The following is a 17044-nucleotide window of genomic DNA, read 5'->3' as shown; positions in this document are numbered from 1 at the left end:
TTTAGTTCAAGATAGGTGGCCCAGGCCCGGTTCTCAAAATCGGGGCGGTTCGTGAAGGAGTGTTGCTTGAAGCGCAGCTGGGAAGGCGTTGTCCTCAAAGTCATGGGCGCCAAGGACTTCCGGCTGGAGGTCACGGGGCGCGAGGAGATCACTCCCGACTTCCTGCGGCTACATGTACGGGACGGTGGCCTGCTGGCGGGTAGTGACCTGCACGCAACCATGTGGATCCGCCTGTGGTTCGACGACCGCGGCAAGGGGCACCAGCGCGCCTATACCCTGGTGGATGCGGACCCGGAGGCCGGTACGTTCAGCATGGATTTCGCGATGCATGACGGCATTGCCGCCAACTGGGCGCGCGGCGCACGGCCCGGCGACACCATCGAGGCCACCGTCCAGGGCAGCGCCTTCGACTTCCCGAAGCCCCTCCCGCGCCGCATCTGGATGGTGGGCGACCCTGCGTCCGTTCCCGCCATCAACTCCCTGCTGGACGAGCTGCGGATCATCGACGCTGTAGCCGGCCGCGTCACGCCGGTGACCGTGTGGCTTGAATACCAGCACGACGCCGATTCCTCGCTTGGGCTGCGGACCCGGGCGTCCGACGTCGTGCACTGGATCCCGCGCAAACGCGGCGGCGCCGCGCTGGTGGAAGACGTCATCGAAGCGCTGAACGCGTCGACGGTGGCCGCGGACGAGGACTACTTCTGGGTGGCCTGCGAGGCCTCAAGCGCGCGTGCCGTCACCAAATACCTCCGCAGAAGCCTGGGTGTGGATAAGGCGCGGATCAATGCCCTAGGCTACTGGCGGGCAATGTAGTTGGATATCCGCCATCAGTGATAAATATCGCATGAGCCGGGTAGGGGCCCCCTAATCCGGGCTTGGGAGGATGAAATCTCCCCCAAATAGCTCATCCGTGATATTTTTTATCCATGAGTCAGGAAACCGCCGAGCACATTGCTGCCACGCTCAAGGACGCCCGAATGGAAAAGAGCTGGACCCAAGGCCAGCTTGCCGAGGCGTTGGGAACCAGCCAAAGCGCCATCGCCCGGATGGAGCAGGGGAAGCAGAACCTCAGCCTCAAGATGATCCAGCGGCTCGAAGCGATCTTCGAGCGCAGCATCGTCAAGGTGGGCAAGCCGCAGATGACGCACCTGCGGATCGAAGGCGGCCGGACCCTGTCCGGGGCTGTGGATGTCAACAGCAGCAAGAATGCCGGTGTGGCCTTGCTCTGCGCCAGCCTCATCAACCGCGGCACCACCGTGCTGCGCCGTCTCGCCCGGATCGAAGAGGTCAACCGGATCGTTGAGGTGCTGACCAGCATCGGGGTGGAATGCACCTGGCTTAACGACACCGACCTCCAGCTCCGCCGCCCCGCAGTTCTGGACCTTGCCGCCATGGACGTGGACGCCGCCCGCCGCACCCGCAGCGTCATCATGCTCCTTGGCCCGCTCCTGGATGAGTCCGCCGAGTACCGGCTTCCTTACGCCGGTGGCTGCGATCTGGGCACCCGTACCGTCGAGCCGCACATGCAGGCCCTGCGCCAGTTCGGGTTGTCCGTGGAAGCGACTGCCGGTTATTACACCGTGCGGGCCCCGCAACCGGATGCCGAGGACCGCTCCTTCGTGCTGACCGAGCGCGGTGACACCGTAACCGAGAATGCGATCATGGCCGCGGCCCACCGCCGCGGAACCACCGTGATCCGCAATGCCAGCCCCAACTACATGGTCCAGGACCTTTGTTTCTACCTGGAGATGCTCGGCGTTAAGATCGAGGGCGTGGGTACCACCACGCTGAAGATCACCGGGCAGCCGAATGTCGACGTTAACATTGAATACTTCCCGTCCGAGGACCCCATCGAGGCGATGAGCCTGATCACCGCGGGCATTGTCACCAACTCGGAGGTGACCATCCGGCGTGTCCCCGTCGAGTTCATGGAGATCGAGCTGGCCACGCTGGGGCAGATGGGCCAGCAACTGGAGATCTCCGGGGAGTACATGGCGCGCAACGGCCGCACGCGGCTGGTGGATGTGACCACGAAGCCTTCTGAGCTGCGGGCGCCGGAGGACAAGATCCACCCCATGCCGTTCCCCGGGCTGAACATCGACAACCTGCCGTTCTTCGCGGTCATCGCGGCCAACGCCCACGGCCAGACCATGATCCACGACTGGGTTTATGAGAACCGCGCCATCTACCTCACGGAGCTCAACAGGCTCGGCGCCCAGGTGCAGTTGCTGGACCCGCACCGGATCTACATCAACGGACCCACCAAGTGGCGCGCCGCCGAGGTGGGCTGCCCGCCGGCCCTCCGCCCGGCCGCCTGCCTGCTGCTGGCCATGCTTGCCGCGCGGGGCGTGTCCGAGCTGCGCAACATCTACGTGATCGAGCGTGGTTACGAGGATCTGGCCGAACGGCTCAATACCATCGGCGCCAAGGTGGAGTACTTCCAGGACTAGGCGCCGGCGCCCGGCCGGCAGCGTTCGAACTCCGGCCTTTCGGATCGGGCTGCCGCGGCCCCGCCCGGTTGACGCACAATATAAGCATGCGAACATTCGGCGTCGAGGAAGAACTCCTGATCGTTGATCCGGATTCGGGGCTGCCGCTTGCGCTGGCGGACGCCCTGCTTGCGGAGCATCGGCTGGCGGCCGACGACGCACCGCCAGACCAGCATGCGCTGGAAACTACGGACAAAACGGCCTACGACGACGACGAAATGGGCTTGAGTGCCGAGCTGAAGCTGGAGCAGATCGAGACCCAGACGCGTCCGTGCCTCGAGTACGCCGAGTTGCTGCCGCAGATCCGCGCGGGCCGCCTGCTCGCGGACCAGGCAGCGCAGAAGTACGGTGCCCGGGTGGCCGCGCTGGCCACGTCCCCGTTTGGTTTGGCGAGCCACACCACCCCCGACCCGCGGTATGCGCGCATGCTGGAGCGGTTTGGCCTGACCGCGCAGGAACAGCTAACGTGCGGCTTCCACGTCCACACTTTTATCGAGTCCAAGGACGAAGGCGTGGCCGTTCTGGACAGGATCAGGGACAAGCTGGCCGTCCTCACCGCCTTGAGCGCCAATTCGCCGTTCTGGATGGGGCTGTCCACGGGATTCGAAAGTTACCGCACACAGGCCTGGAACCGGTGGCCCACGTCGGGTCCGTCCGCCATCTTCGGCACCTACTCCCAGTACCGGCGGGTGGTGAGGCGCCTGCTGGACAGTGGAGTGATGCTGGACGAAGGCATGATCTATTTCGACGCCCGGCTGTCCCGAAACCACCCCACGGTGGAGGTCCGGGTGGCCGATGTCTGCCTCCGGGCCGAGGATGCTGCCCTGATCGCAGTGCTGGTGCGGGCCATGGTGGAGTCCGCCAGCAGGGAATGGCGGGAGGGGGTGGAGCCCGCGCCGGTGCCCACAGTGCTCCTGAGGATGGCGGCCTGGCAGGCGAGCAGCAGTGGCCTGGGCGGCGAACTGCTGGACTTCGGCACCTTCCGGCCTGCCCCGGCAGTGGACGTGGTCCGTTCCCTCGTGGATTACCTGGCGCCCGTGCTCGCGGAACAGGACGAGCTGTCCCTGGCCCGCCAGGGTGTGGAGGAAATTATTTCCCGGGGCACAGGCTCCGCCGAGCAGCGCCGGGTCCGGGACGCGGCGATGGAATCAGCCCCTGACGACGGCGGGCTGGGTGCCGTTGTTGCCCACGCCGTGGGCCTCACGATGCGCGGGACGTCAGGGATGGCGGAGGCTGATGACGCCCCGGATTTGCTGCGCGTACGCCAGGTCTGACCTGTCATCCACAGCCAGCACTGAAGCCGGGGGGAGCAAGCCGGACTGGAACACGGTGCTGGTCTCCTACCTGCGGACACAGCCGGACGTCACCGGGTTCGTCTGGTTCAACTTCAACAAAGAGACGGACTGGCGGATCAGCAGCAGCACTGCCTCAGCCCAGGCTCTCGCCGCGGCGCTGGCTGCCCGCCGGTAGCCCGGTTTCCGCCTGCCGGATTTCCGCATACCGCATCAGCTGGGCCCCCACTGCCGCCTCCACGAGGTAAAAGACGAACGGCGGGATGTCCTTGGTGCCTGCCAGGATGCTGCCGAAGACAGGAACGCTGGCCACCGCCGCAACACCGGTCCAGGGGTTCAGCGGCAACAACAGGAGTCCCGGCCCCAAGGCCGCGAGGGCGCCGATGTGCAAACCTGCATAGGTCAGGAACGGCCAGCTCGGACCCCTGCGGTAGGCGAACTTCTCCAAGTCGGAGGCGCGCTCAGCGAGAGCAACAATGAATAGGGGTGCGCCGGCGAGCAGGGCGGCCGCTGCTCCGGAAGCGAGGGTCTTCGAGGGGCCCGACCTGATGGCCTGGGCAAACCGGACGAACCCGACCGGTACCGCCGCGGTGCCGGCCGCTGCCAGGAACTGCCCGGCCACCCAAGGCCCGCGGCTTCGCTGCAGCATCGCCAGCCTGGCGGCAGGGTCCTTGGTGGCGTGCACCATCCCCACGAAGGAGACCCCCACACCCCAACAGCAGCTCGCGGCAACGATGACCGTACCGGCCCGTTTGTAGGGTCTGTTCTTGTAAGGTCTGGTGGCGCTAGTTCCTTGCATGGCTGGCTCCAGGTCCGGCAGATGCGGTGGCCCAGCGGCATCGCGGAGATGACCTTGAAACTACGCCGCAGCACCCCGCAGGTCAACAAGACCGCAGTCAACACCCCCCGGCCACGGCCGCCGGTTAAACAGCCCGCACATCATCAGCCTCCGGGCCCTCAGGCCCCCACCGCCAGCCGGATTCCCAGCGTCAGCATCACCACAGCGACGAGGCCGTCGAGGATGCGCCACGAGGAAGGCCGCGCAAAGAAGGGCCGCAGGACCCGCGCCCCGAAGCCCAGGGCGCTGAACCAGGCAAGGCTGGCGGCGATCGCGCCCGCACCGAACCACCACCGCAGGTCCTGCGCCTGCTGGTTGGCCACAGACCCCAGCAGCAGGACCGTGTCCAGGTAGACATGCGGGTTGAGCCAGGTCAGGGCCAGGACGGTGCTGAGTGCGGCGCCGAGGCCGACGGCGGGCTGCCGCCCCGATGCCGTCAAGGTTCCGGGACGCACTGCGCGTCGCGCCGCCATGACGCCGTAGGCCACGAGGAAGGCGGCTCCGGCAAACCGGACCACGTCCACGATCACCGGGTTCGACTGCAACAGCGCCCCCACCCCCGCAATGCCTGCGGCGATGAGGACCGCATCGGAGACACTGCAGATGACAACGACGGCGGCCACGTGCTCGCCGCGGATGCCCTGCCGCAGCACAAAAGCGTTCTGGCTGCCGATGGCCACGATCAGAGCGAGCCCCGTCCCGAAGCCCAGTGCGGCAGGGGCGAGCAGTCCTATGAAATCCATATCTTCCACGGTAGGGCGGGGACATATGATTACTCCAGCTAAATATTCTTAGTTCTATTAAGGAAATCTAATGAAGACTTTCCAATTGGAGCAGCTCAGGACATTCGCCGCGGTTGTGGAGGAGGGCACCCTTGAAGCGGCGGCCCGCAGCCTGTACGTCACGGCGTCGGCCATCTCGCAGCGCCTCAAGGCGATGGAGGACGCGGCAGGCCAGATCCTCTTGCAGCGCACCAGCCCCGTCCGGCCGACCACCGCCGGCGAGGCCGTGCTGCGGTTCGCCCGGCAGGTCCGGCAGCTGGAGTGGGACGCCCGGCAGGAGCTCGGCGGCAGCGGGGCCACGCCGAACGCTCCCATCCCGCTCGTGGTGAATGCCGATTCCCTGAGCACCTGGTTCTTGCCTGCGCTGGCAAGCCTTCCGGCGGACCTCGGCGCCTGCTTTGAGCTGCGCCGGGAGGACGAACAGCATTCCACCCGGCTGTTGCGCACGGGTGCGGTGATGGCCGCGGTGACGGCGACGCCGGAGCCGGTCCAGGGCTGCAGCGTGGAGGCTCTGGGTTCCCTGCGGTACCGGGCGGTAGCAAGCCAGGGTTATGTGCGGCGTTGGTGGCCGGACGGCCCCGAGTTCGTGGCCGGCAGCCAGGCGCCGGTGGTGGATTTCGACCGCAAGGACGATCTCCAGGCCGGTTTCTTCCGCACCATGACCGACGCGGACCTGACTGCGCCGCGGCACTATGTGCCGTCGTCGGGCGAGTTCGCGCAGGCCATCAGGTTAGGACTGGGGTGGGGGCTGCTGCCCGAGCAGCAGTGCCTGGCCGACCTCCGGAACGGACACCTCGTGGATCTGGCCCCCGGGAACCCCGTGGATGTCGCGCTGTACTGGCAACGATGGAAGATCGATTCTCCGGTGCTCAACCAGTTGACAGGCGCGGTGCGTGAGACGGCGGCCCGGCAACTCCGCCAGCCCGGAGCCTGACCCGGTCCGCAGCACGGCGCGGACGCGGCAGATAGCTTGGGACGTAGCGCGGCACAGACCGGCGGTACCGGCTGAACTCCACCGGGAATGCGGCCGCCAAGGCCTCCTCTTCGCGGAGCACCTGGTGGTGGATGGCAGCAGCCGCCACGGGAAGTGCCGCCAAGGTCCACGAATCATCGCGCAGCAGGCCCACACCCAGGTGCGCCAGCGCCCACCCCACATACATCGGGTTCCGCGAAAGCGCGTATGGCCCCGTGGTCACCAAGGAATCGGGATCCGCCAAACGGGTGCTGCGGGCGGCAAGCCAGGCCCAGGAGACCACTGCTCCGCTGGCGGCAAGCGAGGCCACCCCGGCCGCCCGCACCAGGGACGGCGCCAGTCCGGTGCGCAGCGGAACAGCATGCTGCAGTACCACGCCGGCCGCGATACCGGCCAGGTTCTCCACCGGCAGCGGGATGTTGGACAGCAGCCGCTCCCAGTCCGGAAGTCCAGTCATCCGCTGCCCTTCCGAAAAGACCCGCGGCAAGGCGCGCCGTCAGACCTGCTTCAGCGCCTGTTCGAGATCGCCGATGAGGTCGTCCACGTCCTCCAGCCCCACGGACAGGCGGACCACGCCGTCCGTGAGGCCGATGGCCGCGCGGCCCTCCGGGCCCATGGCACGGTGGGTGGTGGTGGCCGGATGGGTGATCAGCGACTTGGCGTCGCCCAGGTTGTTGGAGATGTCGATGATCCGCAGTGCGTCCAGCAGCGCAAAGGCGGCTTCCTTGCCGGAGTGCCCACCGGTCGCCGCCAGTTCCAGCGTGAGGACGGTGCCGCCAGCCTTCATTTGCTTGGCCGCGAGCTCGTACTGCGGGTGCGACTTGAGCAGCGGGTACTTGACCCAGCTGACCGCCGGCTGCTGTTCGAGCCACTCGGCCAGCCGCAGCGCGGAGGCGGAAGAGTGGTTCACGCGAAGTGACATGGTCTCCAGGCCCTTGGTGAGGACCCAGGCGTTGAACGAGGACAGCGCTGGGCCGGTGTGCCGCATCAGCTGCTTGACCGGGCCGTCGATGAATTCCTTGGTGCCCAGGATGGCCCCGCCCATGACCCTGCCCTGGCCGTCGATGTGCTTGGTGCCCGAGTACACAATCACGTCCGCGCCGAACTGTCCGCAGCGCTGGAGCAGGGGAGTGGCGAAGACATTGTCCACCACCACGGTGGCCCCGGCGGCGTGCGCCAGTTCGCTGACCGCGGCGATGTCCACGATTTCCTGCATCGGGTTGGACGGTGATTCGAAGAACACCGCGGTGGTGGGCTCGGACAGGGCGGCGCGCCACTGGTCCAGGTCCGGGCCGTCAACAAACACCGTCTCCACGCCCCAGCGCGGCAGGATCTCGTTCAGGATCACAAAGCAGGAGCCGAACAAAGACCGCGCGGCAACCACGCGGTCACCGGCAGCCAGCAGGGCACCCAAGGCGGTGAAAACCGCTGACATGCCCGACGCCGTCGCGAAGCACGCTTCGGTGCCTTCGAGCAGCCGGAGGCGCTCCTGGAAGGTGGCCACTGAAGGGTTGCCGTACCGGGAGTAGACAAACCGTACGTCTTCGCCGGTGAAGGCGCGCTCGGCTGCGGCAGCGGACTCGTAGACGAAGCCCGAGTTCAGGAAAACCGGCTCGGTGGTCTCCTGGAAGTTGGTGCGGTCCAGCCCACCGCGGACCGCTTGCGTGTCGGCGCTCCAGCCGGCGGCGTCTTCGTTGAATGTCACTTAACGACTTCCGAGGTTGGTGGGCAGGCCGCTGTTCTTCCAGCCATTGACGGTGCGCTCGCCGTAGCGGTCCGGCTCGCCTTCGAAGCCCTCCAGGACGTTGTAGGAGGTAAAGCCGGCCTGCGTCGCTGCTATCGCCGCGGCGACGGAGCGTTGGCCGGAGCGGCAGATGAACAGCAGTTCGGTGCCGCTGTCCTCGGGGGCCTGCTGCGTGAGGTCGGTGATGAAATCGGCGTTGGGAATGCCGCCGGGGAACGTCCACGGTATGAACAGGGGATCGTTGTCCGTGGCTTTGGTGTCGGGGATGCCGATGTGGGCCCATTCGCCTTCAGTGCGGACGTCGACGAGGATGGCGCCCTGCTCCAGCTTGGCCCAGGCTTCCCGCGGGGTGAGGTCTCCGGCGTAGCTCATGCGTGGCCCTCGCCGTCGAACTCGATGTCATCGCTTGTCGACAGGTCATCCACGGCGGTGGCCACGGCGGCGTCAGCGGTGGCGATGGCAGACGGGAGGATGAGTGCCTGCGCAACGATCACCTGGCCGCCGTTGGACGTTGCTGCCGGGCTGCCGTGCAGCACGTAACCTTCGGCCAGGGCGGTGGAAATCCGTTCACAGAAAGACCTGTCGTCCGGACCGGTGACAAGCCGGTACGACAGTTTCTCTTCAGGGGCAGGTGCGTCAGACACGACGGATCTCCTTCTCTCACGCTTGCAGCTCGAATGGGTCGATATGCCGAGTATTCACCTGAGGCACCCCGCCGCGAAAGGGAGGGTTGCCGACCGGCCAGTCAGGGCTTGGCGCCGGTTCTCATTACTCCCCAAAAACGTAACATCCGGCCCGCCCGGCGGCACCGCCGCCGTCGTCATGTTCCGTAACCAACACGTGCTTCCGTGACCTGTGCCCCGGCGCGACAATCGAGTCATGGGGAAAAGCGGCGGGAATTTTCTGGCGGGCGCCTGGCTGCGCACCCTTGCCGTCGCGCTGTGTGCCGTCCTCATGATGCTGGGCCTCAGTGGTTGCCGGAACATTTTCGCGCTGCCGCCGTGCATGCCGCCCGAATTCACCGTCACGCCGTCGGAAGCGCAACCGGGGGACCGGGTGACGGTCAGCGCCCCGGACACAAAGTGCGATGCGCGCTACGGCCAGGACGCACAGGTCGCCGTGGAGGTCCTGGATAAGTCCGGCACACCCGTACTGAAAGAGCTCGCACCCATGACCGACGACGGCGGCTTCACTTTCGTGTTCACCGTCCCGGCAGGAATGTCCCCGGGAAAAGCCGGGGTCACCGCTTACCCGTACAACGTGGACTGGTGCGACGACACCGGGGTGAACAACCGCGCGGCACCCGGGCCGCAGACCCTGGTCCAGGTCTCCTGTGCGCAGCGCCTTGTGCCGCTGATAATCCGGGGCGCCTGATCCGGACGGCCCCGGACAGCTGACGGTGCCGGGGTGGCCCGGTATGACTGCGAGGACCGATAGCGCGACCCGCTGCCGGCCGCACTCCTTGACGGTCCGGCAACGCCCGGCGTCAGGCCTTGAGGATCAGGGCCTCGCCCTGGCCGCCGCCGCCGCACAGGGCTACAATGCCCGTGCCGCCGCCACGGCGTTTCAAGGCAAGCGCCTGGTGCAGCACGAGGCGGGCCCCGGAAGCACCCACCGGATGGCCCAAAGCGATGGCACCGCCGTCGGCGTTGATCCTTTCGGCGTCGATCCCCAGGTCCTTGGCGGACTGCAGCACCACCGACGCGAAGGCTTCGTTGACCTCAATGAGGTCCAGGTCAGTGACGTTCAGCCCCTCGAGTTTCAGCGCGCGCTCGATGGCGCGGGACGGCTGGGAGTGCAGGGAGCCGTCCGGCCCGGCAGTCTGGCCGTGGCTGCCGATCTCCGCAATCCAGCTGAGTCCGGCGGCTTCCGCCGCGGCCTTGCTGGCCACCACCACGGCGGCCGCGCCGTCGGACAGCGGTGAGGATGACCCGGCGGTGATGGTGGCTGAGTCCGCCGCGGAGAAGGCGGGTTTAAGCGAGGCAAGGGCTTCGGGCGTCGTGCCCGGCCTGATCCCTTCATCAGCATCAATCACGACGGCGGGGCCGCGGCGCTGCGGGACCTCCACGGGAGCGATTTCCTCAGCCAGGATCCCGGCCGCCCGGGCGGCTTCCGCCCGTTGATGGGAACGGGCCGCGACGGTGTCCTGGTCCTGCCGGCTGATGCCAAGGCGGGCGTTGCCGGCGTCTGTGGCGGAACCCATCAGTTCGCCGGAGCGGGGGTCCTGGAGGCCGTCAAAGTTCAACGAATCCAGCAACGGAGCATCGCCGATGGCAACGCCACCCCGGAGCCGGGGCAGCAGGTGCGGGGCATTGGTCATGGATTCCTGGCCCGCCGCAACAATGAAGTCGGCCTCTCCTGCGCGGATCATCCGGGCGGCGTCGATCACGGCGGTCAGGCCGGACAGGCACAGTTTGTTGATGGTGACCGTGGGCACGTCCCAGCCGATGCCGGCGGCGAGGCTGGCCTGACGGGCGGGCCCCTGGCCGGCGCCCGCCTGAATGACCTGCCCCACGATCACAGCCTGGATCTGCTCCGGAGCCACGCCGGTTCGCTCCAGCGCCTTCCGGATGGCGTGGGCACCGAGTTCGCTGGACGACAAACCGGAAAGCCCGCCGCGAAATCTCCCGAACGGAGTGCGTGCGCCGCCCAGGATGACAGGGACGTGAGTGTCGTTGCTCATGGCTGTGCCTTCCGGCTACTCGAAGGAAGCCCGACGGCGGTCCGACAACCTCGTGTTCCAGACATCCGGTTTGGTGACCTGGAAACGGCGGCCGGTCAGGGCTTTGGCGGACAGCCGGATGTAGCTGTCCTTGGGCCCCGGCTGCCAGGGTTCCAGGTTCAGGGCATCCACGGCGTCCTTGTCGGCCTGGTCCTGGATCACGTCGGTGTCCCCGCGTGCCACCACGCTCCAGGCCTCTTCCGTGTGGGGGTCGTAGCCGTCAATCTCGAGCGCGGCGGGCCGCGCCGCCTCGGCTCCCCACAGTTTGGAGCCGCCAGCGCTGCGGAAAACGATGCTCCGCCGGTGCACGACGTAGTTAACCGGAAAAATTTCCGGATGGCCGTCCACCACAAGGGCCAGGCGTCCTACAGTGTCGCCTTCAAGCAATTCCCAGCATTGGTCGAAGGTCAGGTTGTCAGCGTGCTGCGTGTGCGAGTTCATGGACCACACGTTACGGATGATCCGGCCGTTCGAACAGGTGCTGGCCGAGGGCATCAAGGATGGGAAGCTGGCCCTTGACAAGCTTGGTGCGGGCCTCGGCGGCGGTGACCCACCGGGCGTCGTCTATTTCCGGAAAGTCCTGGATGGTCCCCGAGCCTTTAGGCCACTCCAGCGGAAACGTGTTGCTCACGATCCGGCCAGGCTCGAAGCCGGACTCCGCCGTGAAAACCGTGATGACTTTCCCGGACGGCTGCCGGAATGCGCCCAATGGAAAGTAGTCCACGGCCGGTGGCGGTGTGCCGATCTCTTCGGTGAACTCGCGCCGGGCTGCCGCCAGGGGATCTTCGTCGGGCTGGTATTCGCCCTTGGGAAGCGACCAGGAGTGGGCTTGCTTGCCGGCCCAGAACGGTCCGCCCATGTGTGCTAACCAGATCTCCAGCCCACCTGCCGCGCCGTGCCGGTAGAGCAGGATTCCCGCGCTGCGAACGGTCATCGCGTCTACTGGACCCCTGCGTACAGTGCGTTGAGTTCGGCAGTCAGCTGCTTCTGCAGGGCCGGCGTGCCGATCTCCTTGCCGTCAATGTGGTTCACGGGCGCCAGCAGCCTGATGCTGGAAATCAGCCACACGGCGTCGGCGTCCAGCAGGTCCTGCGGCTCCAGCGGACCGTAGCCCAGCTCCCAGCCCGCCGCTTTGGCGGCGGTGAACAGCGCACCCTGCGATGTGCCGGGGAGGATCCCGGTGTCCAGCTGGGGCGTGATGAGCCGGCGGATCGTGCGGGCGCCTGCGCCGTCGTCGGCTGTTTCCACATGCGCCAGCAGGACAGTGGACGTGGGGCCCTCCAGGACCCGGCCGTCGGTGGACAGGAAGATGACGTCGTCGGCGCCTTGTTTGTGTGCGTGCCGCAGGGCCGCCATGTTGACCGCATAGGACAGGGTCTTGGCTCCAAGCAGCAGCCACGGCGCCCGTTCGGCGACGTCGCTGTCGTAGCCGCGGTCCAGCAGGATGACGTCAATGCCGGCCTCGCGCTGGCGGCGGCCCAGGGCGCCCACCGGTGAAACCTGGACCCAGCATGTGGGGGAGTCCGCGCCTTCGGGGCCCCGCGTGGCCACGAGCTTGACCACCACTTCGTCCTCGGCGGAGGAACGCGCCGGGTGCTGGGTACGGTGCTGCGCCACGCCGGTTGCGATGGCCGCGCGCCATTGCTCCTGCGCCGGGATGACCAGGTCGAGGGTCTCCGCCGAGCCGCCGAGCCGGTCAAGGTGGGCCTGCAGCTTCCTGACGTCCCCGCCTACCGCGAGCATGGATTCGAATATCCCGTCGCCGCGCGTGGCACCCTGGTCCGTGGCCAGCAGCTGTGGCTGCGAAGCGTCGGCCAGCCGCCCGGCCGGGAACGCGGGGTCAAGGAAAACGAGCACCACGGGCGCAGGAGAAGTCATGGCTCCAGCTTAGTCGGGCCCGGCGCGGCTAAGCTGTGGTCATTGCCCGGCCGGAAACCGTCCGCCGGTGCGCACACCCCGGGGGTTTTCCAGTGCTGTGGCCGATTTCGCTTGCCGGTACCGCGCCGACATGGATTGTGGTGGTGCTCAGCATTGCGGACCTGGTGATCCGGGTCCTGGCCGTGGGCATCATCCCCGGCAACAGGCGCCCCACCACTGCAATGGCCTGGCTGTTGGGCATCTTCTTTGTCCCGTTCCTTGGCCTTGCGCTCTTCCTGCTGTTCGGCAACTTCAAGCTCTCCAGCCGCCGCCGCCAGCAGCAGGAGACTGTCAACGCGCGGGTGCGCGCGGGCATATCGTCGCTGGCCGACGTCGAAAGCGATTACCCCGGCCCGGAATGGGTCAAATCCGCCGGTGAACTGAACCGCCGGCTGGGATCCCTTCCGATGGTGGACGGCAACTCCGTTGACCTCATCCCCGGGTACCCCGACTCGATCTTCGCCATGACCGAGGCCGTGCGTGAGGCCAAGAAATTCGTCAATGCCGAGTTCTACATCATGAGCACGGACCACATCACCGATGAGCTGCTGACGGCGATGGAAGAAGCCGCCGAGCGCGGCGTGGAGGTCCGTGTGCTGTTTGACCACATCGGCACACTCCGGGTCAAGGGGTACCGCAACCTCCTCCGACGCCTCAAGGCAAGCAAGATCCAGTGGAAGCGCATGCTGCCCCTGCTGCCCATCCACGGCCAGTGGCGCCGCCCGGACCTGAGGAACCACCGCAAGATCATGGTGGTTGATGGAGAGCTCGCCTTCACCGGTTCGCAGAACCTGATCGAGCCGTCCTACAACAACCCCAAGCACCGCAAGGCCGGCCGCGAATGGGTGGAGCTGATGGCCCGCCTGCGGGGGCCGATCGTCACCACACTGAACGTGGTGTTTGCCACGGACTGGCTGAGCGAAACCGACGAGAACCTGGAACACCAGCTGCAGCTCCCGACCAACCCGGAACCTGGCAACGTCACAGCGCAGGTGGTGCCCAGCGGGCCCGGGTTCATCACGGAAAACAACCTGCGCCTCTTCAATACGCTGATCTACTCCGCGCAGCACCGGATCTCCATCTGCAGCCCGTACTTTGTCCCCGATGACTCGCTGCTTTACGCCATCACCACCGCGGCCCAGCGTGGCGTGGACGTGGAGCTGTTCGTCTCCGAAAAAGGCGATCAGTTCCTGGTCCACCACGCCCAGCGCTCGTACTACGAGGCCTTGCTGGAGGCCGGCGTCCGGATCTACCTCTACAAGGCGCCTTTTGTCCTGCACGCCAAGCACTTCACCATTGACGATGAAGTGGCGGTCCTGGGCTCAAGCAACATGGACATGCGGTCCTTCTCGCTGAACCTGGAGGTCTCGGTGATGCTGCTCGGCGAGGAGATCGTGAACAAGATGCGCGCCGTGGAAAATACTTACCGGGACATTTCCAACGAGCTCAAGCTCGAGGACTGGCTGCAGCGCCCCCTGGCCGCCCGTTACATCGATAACGTGGCGCGGCTGACGGCGACCGTCCAGTAGCCCGGGACCCGGCCGGCCTAGCCGCCGGGGAAGTCCGCGCCCAGTGTGGAAAGCACACCGTGGGCCTTCACCCGGATCTCGTCGTACTCCTCGTCCGGCACCGAGTCGGCAGTAATGGCACCGCCGACGCCGAGGGTGAGTTCCGCCGTCACCGCTTCTTCTCGGCCGTCCCCGGCCGCGCCCTCTCCGGAGTCGGTCACCAGGGTGCGGATTGCCACCGCCAGGTCCGTTGCGCCGTTCAGGGAAAAGTAGCCGATCGCGCCGGAGTACAGGCCGCGCGGGCCGTCCTCCAGCCGGTCCAGGATGGCCATAGTGCTGATCTTCGGGGCCCCGGTCATGGAGCCGGCCGGGAAGCACGCGGCCACCGCCTCGGCCCGCGGCGCACCGGGCATCAACTGCGCGTCGATGGTGCTCACCATCTGGTGCACCGTGGCATAGCTTTCGATCTCACACAGCCTGCTCACCGTCACGGATCCGGGCTCCGCGAAATGGCTGAGGTCATTGCGCAGCAGGTCCACGATCATGATGTTCTCCGCGCGGTCCTTGAGCGATGCCGCCAGCTCGTCCCGCAGTTCCCTGTCCTGGACGGGATCAGCACCCCGGCGGCGGGTTCCCTTGATCGGTTCGGCGCGCATGCCGCCGTCGGACGTTATGCGCAGGAACCGCTCCGGTGAAGTGCTGGCCACGGTCAGCCCGCCAAACCGCAGGTAGCTGGCGAACGGCGCCGGGTTCTTGGCCCGCAGGGCGAGGTAGGTGGGCCAGGGCTCCGTGGCGGCGGCCGGCAGGCGGGCCGTGAGCATGGTGGTGAGGCACACTTCGTACGAGTTTCCCTCGTGGATTTCGTGCTGGGCGGCCGCGATTTTCTGCTTGTAGGACAGTGCGGTGTCGCGGCTGCCGAACGCCGGCCCCGCGGAACGTACGACGCCGGTGCCGCCGGCGTGCGTGCCAGTGGTTTGGGTGCCGGTGGTTTGGGTGCCGGCTGTTTGGGCGCCAGTGCACTCGCGGACGGCGGAGCGGGCGGCCTCCAGCCAGCTGTCCGCGTCGGGGGCCTCCAGGGCAAGCAGCCAGACCGTGCCGTCGATATGGTCCAAAACAACAGCCCGGCCCGCGAAGATCAGCGCCGCGTCGGGAGTCTTCGCCGCCACGTCAGAGCCGCCGGTTTCTCGCTTGAGCTCATAGCCCAGGCAGCCCAGCCAGCCGAGGGTGAAGTCACCGGGGTAGCCGTCCGGCGTGCGGACTGCCCGCCGTCCCCAGACCGTGTCCAGCCAGCGGAAAAACGGGCCGGGAACCCTTGCCGTCGCGGAGCCGGCGGTGACCACGGTTTCGCCGGAGCGGTGCGTGACGTACTGTCCGTACGTCCCGCGATCGTCCGCGAGGATGCTGAAGCGGCTGCGTTCGGTAGCCGGGGACTTCTCTGGCGGGGGACCGGAAGGGGCGTTGGAGGAGTCCAGCCAGACGGCATGGCCAGAGGCACCATACAGCGCCCCGAAGAGGGCGGCAGGGTCCGGCCGGGAGTCCAGCCGCTCGGCCCGGAGCCTGAGGCCGCGGCGCGCGGCCAGTTCCGGGACCAGCACCGGCCCGAGTGCGGGAAGGTAGGAGAGGGCCTGCAGGACGTCCGTGGGGGCGGACCCGTCGGCGTGGTTGAGTACGCGGATATCCGCCTGGCCCGGGACATCGTCGTCGGCAAGCCAGTCGTTTTCCTGCGCCGCCCACTGCTCCCAATACGGCTCATACGTGCCGCCATCGCGGTCCAGCGCCCGCGTCCGGCGAACATCGTCCGGGGAGTCGGCCCAGACCACGGCGCTGAGCAATCGCCGTGCCTCCGCGGCCGCCGCACCCACTCCCTCGATGATCACGATCTCCGCGGGCAGGGTAATCCGGATGTCGCCGTCGTAATGGTTGGCCCAGTCCCAGCTCGTCCAGGTGGCCGCTTCGCCCCTGCTCAACGGGGCGAGGACGGTGGAAATGTAGCGCTCAATGCCCGCAGTGAGGCCGTTCCAGCCCGGGTAAATGTCCTCAAGATGGAACAGAGAAACCTTGTGGTGGCTCCGCAGCCGCGCAGCGAGTTCGATGGCAAGAGTGGTTTTTCCTGCGCCGGATCGCCCGTCAACGGCGATGATCACAGGTGCAAGGGTCATGAAATAGAGCGTACCTGCTGCTGCATCTGCTCCTTGTGCAGGGATGCACGGCGGAGCGCTTCGCCGACATAATCGACGATGCCCGGCACCGCACCGTGGATCTGGTGCCAGACGGCGTCGAAGTCCGCGTGTCCGCCGTACCAGGGATCCTCGATGCCCTGGTCCAGCAGGTCACTGCCGGAAACCAGGGGGTCGAAGCTTCGAAGCATGCGGACCTTGTCCATGGATTCCTGGTCCGGAGCCGCGTCGCGCAGCCAGGCATAGTGGTCAACATCGAGTGCCAAAATCAGATCGCGCTCGCGGAACCAGGGCGCCTGCCATTCGCGGGCAACGTGGTGGTGCGAACCCAGTTTGGTGATGGCCAGCCGGCGGGCCGCCCGGTGATCGATGGGCCGCCCCGCCTCATAGCCGGTGGTACCCGCAGAGTCCACGCTCACCTCATCGCCCAGCCCTTTGGCCCGGAACGCTGCAACAAGCATTATCTCGGCCATCGGTGACCGGCAGATGTTTCCTGTGCACACGGTGATGATCCGGTAGGGCCTCGTCACTGAGTTCATGGTGCTAAGCATGCGCGCTCCAGACGTTCATGGCTAGGAGTTATTCAGGAGTCTTTACAAATT

Annotated in this window: 18 protein-coding genes, 1 pseudogene and 1 riboswitch; of the genes and pseudogenes, 7 read left to right on the top strand and 12 right to left on the bottom strand. The window is 66.8% G+C overall.

Annotated features, from left to right (window positions below; translation table 11 throughout):
• Positions 1–66: 66 nt before the first annotated feature.
• From J2808_RS16235 to J2808_RS16220, 4 genes and pseudogenes are all read left to right on the top strand, one after another.
• Positions 67–813, top strand: coding sequence for a siderophore-interacting protein (locus tag J2808_RS16235; protein ID WP_309818663.1), 747 nt, complete (start codon positions 67–69; stop codon positions 811–813).
• A 113-nt stretch (positions 814–926) separates the two neighbouring features.
• Positions 927–2450: a UDP-N-acetylglucosamine 1-carboxyvinyltransferase gene (locus J2808_RS16230; RefSeq protein ID WP_309818661.1), complete on the top strand. Its 1524-nt coding sequence runs from the start codon at positions 927–929 to the stop codon at positions 2448–2450.
• 86 nt (positions 2451–2536) lie between these two features.
• Positions 2537–3763, top strand: a complete 1227-nt coding sequence (locus J2808_RS16225; RefSeq protein ID WP_309818659.1) for a glutamate--cysteine ligase 2 — start codon at positions 2537–2539, stop codon at positions 3761–3763.
• A gap of 1 nt (position 3764) precedes the next feature.
• Positions 3765–3959, top strand: a pseudogene (locus J2808_RS16220) (beta-mannanase); the annotation flags it as partial.
• Here J2808_RS16220 and J2808_RS16215 read toward each other — a convergent pair.
• Complete coding sequence (locus J2808_RS16215) at positions 3918–4580, bottom strand: hypothetical protein (RefSeq protein ID WP_309818657.1); 663 nt, start codon at positions 4578–4580, stop codon at positions 3918–3920. The pseudogene J2808_RS16220 and the gene J2808_RS16215 sit on opposite strands and share 42 nt — an antisense overlap.
• 158 nt (positions 4581–4738) lie before the next feature.
• Entirely contained in the window at positions 4739–5362 is a 624-nt protein-coding gene (locus J2808_RS16210) for a LysE/ArgO family amino acid transporter (RefSeq protein ID WP_309818655.1), read from the bottom strand.
• 70 nt (positions 5363–5432) lie between these two features.
• Between J2808_RS16210 and J2808_RS16205 the strand changes: the two genes are divergently transcribed.
• Positions 5433–6335, top strand: coding sequence for a LysR family transcriptional regulator ArgP (locus J2808_RS16205; protein WP_309818653.1), 903 nt, complete (start codon positions 5433–5435; stop codon positions 6333–6335).
• On the opposite strand, the gene J2808_RS16200 is transcribed toward J2808_RS16205, so the two are convergent.
• From J2808_RS16200 to J2808_RS16185, 4 genes are read right to left on the bottom strand one after another with little or no spacing between them, the layout of a single operon-like run.
• Complete coding sequence (locus tag J2808_RS16200) at positions 6271–6831, bottom strand: methyltransferase family protein (RefSeq protein ID WP_309818651.1); 561 nt, start codon at positions 6829–6831, stop codon at positions 6271–6273. The genes J2808_RS16205 and J2808_RS16200 overlap by 65 nt on opposite strands.
• A gap of 39 nt (positions 6832–6870) precedes the next feature.
• On the bottom strand, positions 6871–8079 hold the full coding sequence (locus J2808_RS16195; RefSeq protein WP_309818649.1) for an O-succinylhomoserine sulfhydrylase: 1209 nt from the start codon (positions 8077–8079) through the stop codon (positions 6871–6873).
• Positions 8080–8490, bottom strand: coding sequence for a rhodanese-like domain-containing protein (locus tag J2808_RS16190; RefSeq protein WP_309818647.1), 411 nt, complete (start codon positions 8488–8490; stop codon positions 8080–8082).
• Entirely contained in the window at positions 8487–8762 is a 276-nt protein-coding gene (locus tag J2808_RS16185) for a DUF1737 domain-containing protein (RefSeq protein WP_309818646.1), read from the bottom strand. Before J2808_RS16185 ends, J2808_RS16190 begins: the two co-directional genes overlap by 4 nt.
• Positions 8763–8775: 13 nt before the next feature.
• Positions 8776–8891: riboswitch (SAM riboswitch) on the bottom strand.
• Between the two features lie 106 nt (positions 8892–8997).
• Between J2808_RS16185 and J2808_RS16180 the strand changes: the two genes are divergently transcribed.
• Entirely contained in the window at positions 8998–9492 is a 495-nt protein-coding gene (locus J2808_RS16180; protein WP_309818645.1) for a hypothetical protein, read from the top strand.
• A 112-nt stretch (positions 9493–9604) separates the two neighbouring features.
• On the opposite strand, the gene J2808_RS16175 is transcribed toward J2808_RS16180, so the two are convergent.
• Genes J2808_RS16175 through J2808_RS16160 form a run of 4 tightly spaced genes read right to left on the bottom strand, consistent with a single transcriptional unit; the run spans position 9605 to position 12718 of the window.
• A complete protein-coding gene (locus tag J2808_RS16175; protein ID WP_309818644.1) occupies positions 9605–10801 on the bottom strand; it encodes an acetyl-CoA C-acyltransferase in 1197 nt (398 codons plus the stop codon).
• A gap of 15 nt (positions 10802–10816) precedes the next feature.
• On the bottom strand, positions 10817–11281 hold the full coding sequence (locus J2808_RS16170; protein WP_309818643.1) for a pyridoxamine 5'-phosphate oxidase family protein: 465 nt from the start codon (positions 11279–11281) through the stop codon (positions 10817–10819).
• A gap of 10 nt (positions 11282–11291) precedes the next feature.
• Positions 11292–11774, bottom strand: coding sequence for an NUDIX hydrolase (locus J2808_RS16165; protein ID WP_309818641.1), 483 nt, complete (start codon positions 11772–11774; stop codon positions 11292–11294).
• 5 nt (positions 11775–11779) lie between these two features.
• Positions 11780–12718 carry an aminodeoxychorismate lyase gene (locus J2808_RS16160; protein WP_309818639.1) on the bottom strand — a complete coding sequence of 313 codons (939 nt, stop codon included), beginning with the start codon at positions 12716–12718 and terminating at the stop codon, positions 11780–11782.
• 95 nt (positions 12719–12813) lie between these two features.
• Between J2808_RS16160 and cls the strand changes: the two genes are divergently transcribed.
• The gene (gene cls / locus J2808_RS16155) at positions 12814–14286 is read left to right on the top strand and encodes a cardiolipin synthase (protein WP_309818789.1); all 1473 of its coding nucleotides are present in this window, start codon (positions 12814–12816) and stop codon (positions 14284–14286) included.
• A gap of 17 nt (positions 14287–14303) precedes the next feature.
• On the opposite strand, the gene J2808_RS16150 is transcribed toward cls, so the two are convergent.
• Positions 14304–16424 carry a chorismate-binding protein gene (locus tag J2808_RS16150; protein WP_309818637.1) on the bottom strand — a complete coding sequence of 707 codons (2121 nt, stop codon included), beginning with the start codon at positions 16422–16424 and terminating at the stop codon, positions 14304–14306.
• Positions 16421–16981 (bottom strand): low molecular weight protein-tyrosine-phosphatase, encoded by a 561-nt coding sequence (locus J2808_RS16145; RefSeq protein WP_309818634.1) that lies wholly within the window; start codon positions 16979–16981, stop codon positions 16421–16423. The genes J2808_RS16150 and J2808_RS16145 overlap by 4 nt, the downstream gene beginning before the upstream one ends.
• Between the last annotated feature and the right edge of the window lie 63 nt (positions 16982–17044).

The organism is Pseudarthrobacter sulfonivorans (assembly GCF_031454915.1).
In the GTDB taxonomy this organism is placed as follows: domain Bacteria; phylum Actinomycetota; class Actinomycetes; order Actinomycetales; family Micrococcaceae; genus Arthrobacter; species Arthrobacter sulfonivorans_C.
The sequence above is the reverse complement of the archived record's forward strand: the minus strand, read 5'-3'. Positions and strand labels throughout refer to the sequence as shown.